7 protein-coding genes and 1 pseudogene are annotated in these 9834 nt (G+C 48.7%); 2 read left to right on the top strand and 6 right to left on the bottom strand.

Annotation, left to right across the window (positions count from 1 at the left end; translation table 11 throughout):
• Positions 1 to 4: 4 nt before the first annotated feature.
• From cydC to DVO77_RS11995, 3 genes are all read right to left on the bottom strand, one after another.
• The gene (gene cydC, locus DVO77_RS11985) at positions 5 to 1795 is read right to left on the bottom strand and encodes a heme ABC transporter ATP-binding protein/permease CydC (protein WP_119978504.1); all 1791 of its coding nucleotides are present in this window, start codon (positions 1793 to 1795) and stop codon (positions 5 to 7) included.
• An 11-nt stretch (positions 1796 to 1806) separates the two neighbouring features.
• Complete coding sequence (gene cydD / locus DVO77_RS11990; protein WP_119978494.1) at positions 1807 to 3615, bottom strand: heme ABC transporter permease/ATP-binding protein CydD; 1809 nt, start codon at positions 3613 to 3615, stop codon at positions 1807 to 1809.
• A 186-nt stretch (positions 3616 to 3801) separates the two neighbouring features.
• Positions 3802 to 4128: a DUF3622 domain-containing protein gene (locus DVO77_RS11995; RefSeq protein WP_110455910.1), complete on the bottom strand. Its 327-nt coding sequence runs from the start codon at positions 4126 to 4128 to the stop codon at positions 3802 to 3804.
• Between the two features lie 556 nt (positions 4129 to 4684).
• Between DVO77_RS11995 and DVO77_RS12000 the strand changes: the two genes are divergently transcribed.
• Positions 4685 to 6118 carry a DEAD/DEAH box helicase gene (locus DVO77_RS12000; protein WP_119978495.1) on the top strand — a complete coding sequence of 478 codons (1434 nt, stop codon included), beginning with the start codon at positions 4685 to 4687 and terminating at the stop codon, positions 6116 to 6118.
• 241 nt (positions 6119 to 6359) lie between these two features.
• On the opposite strand, the gene DVO77_RS12005 is transcribed toward DVO77_RS12000, so the two are convergent.
• The gene (locus DVO77_RS12005) at positions 6360 to 6722 is read right to left on the bottom strand and encodes an SH3 domain-containing protein (RefSeq protein WP_110455908.1); all 363 of its coding nucleotides are present in this window, start codon (positions 6720 to 6722) and stop codon (positions 6360 to 6362) included.
• A 113-nt stretch (positions 6723 to 6835) separates the two neighbouring features.
• Positions 6836 to 7465, bottom strand: a complete 630-nt coding sequence (locus DVO77_RS12010; RefSeq protein ID WP_119978496.1) for a LysE family translocator — start codon at positions 7463 to 7465, stop codon at positions 6836 to 6838.
• A gap of 351 nt (positions 7466 to 7816) precedes the next feature.
• Here DVO77_RS12010 and DVO77_RS12020 point away from each other — a divergent pair.
• Positions 7817 to 8206 (top strand): annotated as a pseudogene (locus DVO77_RS12020) (transposase); the annotation flags it as partial.
• A gap of 289 nt (positions 8207 to 8495) precedes the next feature.
• On the opposite strand, the gene DVO77_RS12025 reads toward DVO77_RS12020, so the two are convergent.
• Complete coding sequence (locus tag DVO77_RS12025; protein WP_119978497.1) at positions 8496 to 9527, bottom strand: hypothetical protein; 1032 nt, start codon at positions 9525 to 9527, stop codon at positions 8496 to 8498.
• Positions 9528 to 9834: the final 307 nt, after the last annotated feature.

The raw sequence follows: 9834 nt of genomic DNA on the forward strand, positions 1-9834 counted from the left end.
TAATTTACACTAAGCGCCGTTGTAAGCTGGCATAGTATTCATCCTGTTGCAGCAGCATTTGATGGCTACCACTTTGACGGATCGCCCCATTTTCCATCAGATGAATACAGTCCATCTGCGCCATCGCAGTTAGGCGGTGGCTTATCATCAACAAGGTTTTATCTTGAGCAAATTCAAATAACAGCGCCAAGATCTCACGTTCGGTGCGTTGATCTAACCCTTCGGTAGGCTCATCGAGCAGCAATAACGGCGCATCACGCAATAGCGCTCTGGCAACCCCAATACGGCGCTGCTCCCCTCCCGACAACTGTCGCCCACCTTCACCAATCCAAGTATCCAGTGGCTTATCACCTTGAGTTAAAGTACTTAAGCCCACTTTATTGAGCACCTCAACGAGCAGCTTATCATTGGCCGCCTGCGCCTCCTGCCGGGCTGCACGGCTTAAGCCTTGTGTCTGGCTCTCCGTTTGCGTATCGAGTTGCGCTAAGGTTAAGTTATCGCGCAGGGTTCCGGCAAACAGGTAGATACGCTGGCTCACCACTGTCATGCCTTGGCGCAGGTGTTTTTCGCTGTAGGCTGAAATAGGCACCCCATCGAGCATGATACTGCCCGCTTGCGGCTGCCACTGACGAGTGATTAATGACAACAAACTCGACTTGCCACAACCGGTTTGCCCAAGCAGCGCCACCTTGTCGCCAGCCTGCAGGGTTAAATCGACCCCTTTGAGCACGGGCCTATCTGCCGTATAGGCAAAATCGACCTGCTGCAAGCTTAACGCGCCGTGGCTGACTCTATGCTCTGCCTGCTCATCGAAGATGATGCTAGGCGATTGCAGCGCCACCTCATTGACTCGCTCGGCGGCCATCACACACGCAGACAGGTGCTGAAACGCTCCCGCTAGCGGCATCAACATCTCGATACAAGCCAGTGTCATAAACACCACCAACGCCAGCATGGGCCCCGGCGGCAGATGTTCACCCACCCCATCGGCCGCCATATATAGCAGCAGTACCACGGCCAGCCCATGACACAAGACCAACGCCGCTTGGCTCAGCGCAGTGACATTGGCCATCGCCGCTTGGCTGGCAAACAACTTTGTCTGCGCCCTATCAAGCTCGGCGCGAAACCGTGGTAGCGCGCCAAATAGGGTTAACTCGGCCTGGCCCTGCACATATTCGAGCATTAATACTCTAAAGTCGCGTTTTGCCTCAAGCTGGGCGATGCCTGGGCGATGGCCTAATGCATAAAAGATCAACGGCAATAAACACCATAAAGCCAATAACACGCCGCACAGGGTTAGCGCTAAGGTGGCATCAAACCAGCCCAAAAACAGGTATAGGGCACCAATCATCAACAGCGAGGCGGTCATGGGAGTGATTAAGCGTAAATAGAGATGATCCAGCGTATCGATGTCTGACACTAAACGATTCAGCAGATCGCCACCGCGCACCGCCTGAAGATCGCTCGCGCTCAGCGGCATCAACTTGCGCCATGCCCAGCACCTAAGCTCGGTCAATAATTTAAAGGTGGCCTCATGGGTGGCAAGGCGCTCACCGTAGCGACTCGCGGTGCGGGCGATGGATAAAAAGCGCACGCCACCTGCGGGGGAAAAATAGTTAAACGCCTGCGCGGTCGCCACCGTGAGTCCTGCAACCGCCGTGGCCGAGAGAAACCAGCCCGACAGCGATAACAAGCCAATGCCAGCCATCAAGGTGGTGATACTTAACAACAGTCCAACGCCCATCATCAGCCATTGGCGTTTAAACAGCCTTAAAAACGGCAACAGTTGGCTTATTCCTTTACGTTTCATGACAATGCCTCGCTTAAAGCCTGCTCATGGCACAGCTCCCGAAATAGCCCCCGCTGGCTCACCAAGGTCTGATAATCGCCCTGCTGCACAATGCGTCCCTTGTCTAACACCACTATCTTGTCCATCTGCTGCAGAGAATCTAGACGATGAGTCACCATCAAGGCGCTCGCGCCTGCCATCGCCTCATCCAGTGCCGCTAATACCGCTTGCTCACTGTGGCTGTCTAAGCTGGCAGTAGGCTCATCAAGTAACAAAAGCTGCGCCTCTTGCCCCAGCGCGCGAGCAAGGCACAAGCGTTGAGCTTGCCCCACCGATACCCCGGCACTTTGCTCCCCTATGGGATGGGCTAACCCGAGCGGCTGCGCGTCGACAAACTCTCTCACCTGCGCCTTTTCCAAAAGCGCCAGTACGCTGGCGTCGCTCATCTCTATGTTGCTCATCGCCACGTTATCGCGCACCGTGCCATGAAACAGCTGCGGCTCTTGTCCCAGCCATGCCAAATGGCGGCGATAGCTGACTCTGTCGAGTGTATTCAGCTCGATGCCATTGACCAACACCGACCCTTCATAGGGTAAAAAGCCGAGCAACATATTGAGTAAACTGCTTTTGCCTGCCCCGCTAGGCCCCACCAACGCCATACGTTGCCCAGCCAATAACGTCACACTCAGCGGTCCGGCTAACACTTGGCCATCGAGGCTACGCACGGTCACATCTTGCAGCACCAGACTCAGCGGCTGATTAGAGGCAAACGGCACCCCCTGATTGCCGCCAATATTGCTATCGCAACTATTGTTATCGCCACAGCCACTCTCGGGATGATTAAGCAAGGCCATTAACGCTTCTGCCGCGCCGATGGCCTGCGCCTTAGCATGATAATGCGTACCCATGTCCCGCAGCGGTTGATAAAACTCGGGGGCCAAAATCAGCACAAATAAACCGGTAAACAGGGTGAGCCCAGCGCCATAATGCCCAAAATCGAGATGGTCAAGAAAGCTAAAACCAAAATACACCGCCAATACCGCAATCGACACAGCAGCGAAAAACTCCAGCACGGCGGAGCTTAAAAAGGCCATGCGCAGCACCGCCATAGTGCGACTGCGAAACTCTTCAGAGGCGGTTTCAATCGCTTTGATCTCACAATCGCCGCGATAGAACAGCTTAATGGTACTCATGCCTTTAAGGCGGTCCATAAAGTGGCCACTTAAACGCGACAAGGCGGTGAAGTTTTTACGGTTGGCATCGGCAGCGCCCATGCCCACTAAGATCATAAATAGCGGAATTAACGGGGCCGTTGCCAGCAAGATGATGCCCGCGGCCCAGTTTATCGGAAACACCACCGCTAAAATGGTCAGCGGAATAAAGCCCGCCAGCAGCATCTGTGGCAGGTATTTGGCGTAAAAGTCATGCAGATCTTCAACCTGCTCCAATACAATGCTGGCCCAGCTACCCGCAGGCTTACCTTTTATAAACACGGGTCCCAGTTGGGTTAACTTATCCAGCACCGCTTTACGGATCTGCCCACGCAGCAAACAGCCCGCTTTAAAGCTAATGCGCTCGCGGCCATAGGCCAATAATGCCCTAAGCGCTATGATGCCGATGAGGAGATAAAAATGGTTGATAAAATCGGTTTTGGGCTGCGATTCGATGATCATGCCATGTAACATGGTGGCCAGCAGATAGGCTTGTGCCACTAAGGCTAAGCCCGTCAATACGCCAAACAACACAGTGAGGTTAAGGTAGATGCCACAGGCTGATTTTTGCTGTTTCAACCAACGGGAAAGCACTTTTTCTAAGCTTTTGTCCATGGGGCTCCGACGACATTGAGGCGAGGGTAACGGCGTATATTGCCAATCCGTGAAGTATCGCAGGCAATGGGGGCTTAATAAACAGCGACGTGCGTAATTGTTAGGCGCTTCACAAAAATTGAGCTAGATCAAAAAAGCCAGCACTTTTGGCTGGCTTTTTGGGCGATTCATCAATAACAACAAGGTTTAATCTTGCTTAATATAGATCTCGTCGTCATCTTCATCGGCATCTGGGTGCGCGTCACGCCACTCTTGCGCTGCCGCTTCTTTTGCCGCTAACGCTTCTGTACGCTCTTCACGCTGCTTAGCGCGGCGCTGATTGCGTACCATTAGGTTTTCAACGATCTGTTGCAGGGCGCCATTGCCCCACTCTGTCGCTTCCGCTTCGGTTGCAAAGCCAGCTTTTGACTTAGAAACCACGGTTTTACGCGCAGTCATACGACGAGTGACTTGTGCACTCCAGCCTTTTTCGGTTTCAACAACACGAAGGGCATACTTTTTATCTTTTAACATGATTCAGTCCTAACATAAGTAAAGGCATAGATCTTCGAGTGTCTAAATATCTACCACCGGTTGGGCGAGGCCCGCGATGGGTTTTGCCCGAAAGGCGGCTATTGTAGTCTCCTTTGCACAAAACTCAATCATGGGCGAGTGAATAATACTAATCAATTTAAATAAGGGGTCAATTTTAATAACCAAAAAAGCGCTAACATCAGGTGCGTTAAAGTATAAGCCATTATTAAGATTGAGCTTAATGACATATTCACCCTCGTTTTTAGCGACGCTAAGCCCAGCTAAATATATCGTCTAACGGCCTAGTCATCTACAGCCGACGTTCGATATTACAGGTGCCTTAATCCCCCCTTAACCACACAAGGTGTCTTACGTACCACTTAAACGCTATACTTCCACCCAGCCATTGATAGCCCATGGCTCCCATGCCTGCACATTTACTCGCCATGTTTTAGCGAATAATTAGCGATTTTTCAGTAAATCCTGTAAGATGCACGCCCGCCAGCGTACCTGGCACCTGAATTTTGCTGCCCATGCAGCCCCAAGAGACCCATCTATGAGTTTTACCTCCCTAGGTTTATCCGCCCCTATCTTAAAAGCTGTAGCCAATAAAGGTTATGAAACACCCTCTCCAATTCAAGCCCAGGCGATTCCAGCCGTGTTAGAAGGTAAGGATGTAATGGCGGCGGCACAAACCGGCACGGGCAAAACCGCAGGCTTTACCCTGCCACTGCTCGAATTGCTAAGCAAAGGAGAACGTGCTCGCGCCAAACAAGTGCGCGCACTGGTGTTAACCCCAACTCGGGAGCTGGCTGCACAGATAGCAGAAAGCGTCACCACTTACGGCAAATATTTACCCCTGCGTAGCGCCGTAGTATTTGGCGGCGTCGGCATCGGCCCGCAAATCAGCCAAATTAATCGTGGCGTCGATATTTTAGTGGCCACCCCAGGGCGTTTACTCGACCTCTATAACCAACGCGCCGTTAGCTTTAGTCAACTGGAAGTGCTAGTGCTCGATGAAGCCGACCGCATGCTGGATATGGGCTTTATCCACGACATCAAAAAAATCTTGGCCGTACTCCCCGCCAAGCGTCAAAATCTGATGTTTTCGGCCACCTTCTCCGATGAGATCCGCACCCTAGCCAAAGGCTTGGTTAACAATCCGGTCGAAATCTCGGTAACGCCACGTAACACCACAGCCAATACGGTAGAGCAGTTAATTTGCCCAGTAGACAAGACGCAAAAATCGGCTGCACTGGTGCAATTAATCAAGCAACACGATTGGCAACAAGTATTGGTCTTTAGCCGCACCAAGCATGGAGCTAACCGCCTCGCTAAGAGCTTAGATGCCAAAGGCATCACTGCTGCGGCCATTCATGGTAATAAGAGCCAAGGCGCGCGCACCAAGGCGCTGGCTAACTTTAAAAGTGGTGAAGTCCGCGTATTGGTTGCGACCGATATTGCCGCTCGTGGCCTCGATATCGATCAACTACCACAAGTGGTCAACTTTGACTTGCCGAACGTGCCAGAGGATTACGTACATCGTATCGGCCGCACTGGTCGCGCCGGCGCCGCAGGTAAAGCAATTTCACTGGTGAGTAGTGAAGAGAGCAAATTACTTGCCGATATCGAGCGCTTAATAGGTAAAACCCTGCCACGCACCGAAGTGGCAGGCTTTGAGTCGACTCATAAGCTCCCTGAAACAGACTTAACACCTAAGCGTCATGGACAAAACCGTGGCCCGCGTAATGCTAAGCCAAATGCCAGTCGCCCAGCGCGTAATAGCGGTGGTCACAACCGCAATGATGATAAGCCACAAGGCAACCGTGACGGCCAAAGTAAGCGTCGCAGTGGCAGTGCCGATAAACCAAGCACCGAAAGCCAAAGCCACAACAAGAGCCCATACCAAGGTAAGAGCGAGCACAGAGACGGCAACGCCCCGAGTCGTCGCCGTACGCGTCGCCCAAGTGCAGCGCAACCCGCTAAGTAACGCTTATCGATAAGTCATAACCACACTATGGTCAGTAGCAATACTGGCCATTTTTTTATCTGCATCACCAGCAGTAATTCGCTGCATATCAGCTCACGCACCTCCCCCGTTTGCCCCTCAACAAAGTAACATCGATATCTCGCTATCATTTAAGGAAAGTAATCGTGATATGGATAATGAATGGGCAAGCGTGACGAGATCAAATAGGCAGGATAATATGACAGCACTGCAAAGCAACGGTTTATTCTTCCTGTTCAACTTGCTCTGTGCCTTGTACTGTTTGTACAGGAACCCACCCTATCTCGCCAGTGGCCCTTGAGACTCGATACCAACAATTAAGCTCAAAAAGTACTGACAGTTTTTCACCTAACACGGTATTAAGTTCCAATGCATCATAATCATTGAGCAAATGACCAAACGCGCCACAATCCGACGGTTCAATATATTGAATCGGCGCCCACCCTTGCACACCCGAACTTGTGGTTACCAGCATCCAATTAGGGAATTCATCATCCATATGGCCAAGACTTACTCTATCCCCTTGTTTCAAATAGATAGGGTTGGGGTATTCAGAAACATGTTGTTCAACGACTATAACTTCCATCGATTTCTCCAAGATAATCATCCCGCTTAGGCGGACAAAAAAGGTTGGCTAACATGATAGGCGCGAAGCCTAGCCAATTGCTGTCGCACCATTTAAAATCATTGCGAAATCGACTATTTATTATCGCTTGAGGCTATCTTGACACTTAAACCAATTAAGATGGTTCCAGATACTCCCTCAAGCACTCTTGAGTATTTTTGTGATGTTGAGCTACTCAACAATATACCGCCTAAACAGGCATAAAACAGATTACAGCATGTTGCCAACACACTAAATAATAAGCCTAAAGTGAGCAATTCACTCGTGGCGTTGGGTGAGGTAGGATCAATAAACTGCGGTAAAAAAGCAAGAAAGAACATCGCAACCTTAGGGTTTAATACGCTAACGATCACACCCTGCTTGAAAACATGACTCTGCTTGCTATTCGTTTGTTCAACGCAAAGTTTAGATTCATTTTTATAACAATGAATAAGCGATTGAACACCGAGATAAAGCAAGTAGATAGCACCTAAATACTTTATTACCGCAAACAAAAATGCTGAACTCAAAATTAACGCAGAAAGCCCTAAAATCGCGGCTAACGTGTGGAGCAAATAACCTACGCCCAACCCCAACGAAGCTTTAATACCCGAATGCATTTTTCCTTTCATTGTGTTTGTTACAATGTAGATAACATCAGGGCCAGGGATCAGATTAATAGAGAGCGCTGCAATGACAAACAGCACCAGTGTATTCACTTCCATTACAATAACATTCCTATGTCAATTTAACGCCTTGCTAAGCCAATTTTCACAGTGACATCAGCACTCGCTGGGCCTGCTTATCTAGGCACTCTAACGCATAACGAAAAGCTGTTCTAGGCATTTTGGCATGGTTAGCTTTCAAGTATTCCACGACGAGTTGAGGTTCGGCTAGCCTAAAGTGTCATTTAAGATCCCGACCTCAACCAGCGTGAACTCTCGCGCCGCTATTTACTATATAAGGTATCACTTCCAGCAAGCTTGGGCTTGTTCAACACTTGGGATAAGGACGCGGCTGCGCGCATGTGACACCTCATATTTTTTGGTTCATTATAACTCTATGAAGTGTCTACTGTTCTAGGGGCTTACCATATCATCAGTAATATCAATGGGCACGTCAGCTTCGAGTATCTAGACAGCCAAACTCAAACCAATAAAGTGCGTACCTTACCCGCGATAGAGTTCCTATGGTTAGTGCTTCAGCATGTTTTGCCCAAAGGGTTACGGCGGGTCAGAGATTATGGACTGTTGAGAGGGAGTTGCAGCAAGCTCAGGCAACAGATACAGATACAGCTGCTGCTCGCTGTCGCTGGTGCGGTATTTCCTATAGTAGAGGATACAAAGCACACCGCAGCAATACGGCCTTGTCCCTGCTGCCAACAGCCAATGAAGTTTATGGGAGTACATGAGAATAAGCATGCACGACCGACAAGCTTAAAAACACCGCTAAGCAACACTGCCTAACGCCGCTGTTTAAGCGGGTAAGTTCAAGAATACAGACTTAATAGACCGAAAGAGATGGACTTAAAGGAGGTGATTAAGGCACTGATATAGTGAAGTTAATTAATTAGCTAGCGTTGCTAAGGGATAGTTACGGCTAGCCAAAAGTGTAAATTAAGCTCCCCGACCTAAACCAGCGTGAACTCTCGCGCCGCTATTTACTATATAAAGGTATCACTTCCAGTAAGCTCGGGCTTGTTCAACACTTGGGATAAGGACGCGGCTGCGCGCGGCCTATCCTTATTTGTTATATTTATTTTGTAACACCTTTACTTGATAGAACACCCTGCTCTTCTTCCACTAAGTTAAGGGTCCACTCTTGAAGCTCTTTTAACGTTTGTCCTTTAACAAAAGGATTGTCTTGCCAAGGGCTTTGTTGAAGAGTTGCCATGGCATAAGCATCACAGCTTCTACGGGGGTGAACTGCCGCATAGCTATTAAAAAAGTCATTGTAAATTGCATAGTTTTCTCTGACGATAAAGTCAGCCCAACTAGCCTTAACTTCTTCGGAGCTTTTGATATCGATGACCTCGATTAAAGCAAAGTCTTTAACTTGGTTTTCTTGCCATACATCTAATAACAACTTTCTAGCTTCAGCATCGGTTACAGGCGCACTGTAACCAAATACAGTTACAAAATAAGCGTGTTTTACGTGACGTTGTAGCTCATCCCACTCACCAAATAGTAAGGGGGCTGCACTATAGTTTTTGTCACTAACTGGGTACAAGAGCTTTGAAGGTGTAAACTGCTTTCCGCAAGAATCACAGCGATTATAAACCCAGCCCTTGGTCTTACATGGCATACAAGCACCAATAGAAACGCTGCCATGTAAGAAAACTATTCTAGGCATATTTTCAAAACCAACAGCTCTCATATTTCGTTGATAAGCTTGAGCTAAGAAAGGGTCCCAGTTAAATGTAGCTATAATATCTTTAGGTCTGTGGCTAAGGATTAAGTAATCGTAAATAGTCGGTTCATCAGGTAGTTCCATATCACGGAAATACTCTTCAACAGCAGTCTCAATTTCTTGAACGAGCTCTTCATGCTGACCTGATTTAGATAATTGGTCGTAAACAGCCTCAAAGTTGTCACCATCATATTTTACGCCGTGTTTCTCAAAGAGATAACCGATCCCTAAAACTTCCACAAGGTTGTACATCAAAGGCAACTTTCGACCATTTTTGTCACCGTTAGGAAAAGCAGCAAAGCTTGCTCCTGCCCCCAAGATGACCACGTGAGGCGAGTTGTTCTTATTTTCTGATACATCTAATGCTGGTAATGCCATTTTGAACTCCAGACATGACTATAAATATAACGCCCCCATCAAGCGCCGCAGAATGCGGTCGCTTGGATGGGTTTGTGTACGCCCAGCATGGGCATGAACTAATGCAAGCAGTTAGCAATGCAAGCAGTTAGCCACCCATAGTCAATCAATAACATAGCACCATTATTTGCAGATTACTCCTAAATGAGCAAGCAGTTAGCCACCCATAGTTAATCAATAACATAGCACCATTATTTGCAGATTACTCCTATGCCGCCCATGATAGGCATCATAAATGAGAAAACTCGTCAAAATGGCAACTGGGGAG

This window comes from Shewanella algidipiscicola (genome assembly GCF_003605125.1).
Taxonomy (GTDB): domain Bacteria; phylum Pseudomonadota; class Gammaproteobacteria; order Enterobacterales; family Shewanellaceae; genus Shewanella; species Shewanella algidipiscicola.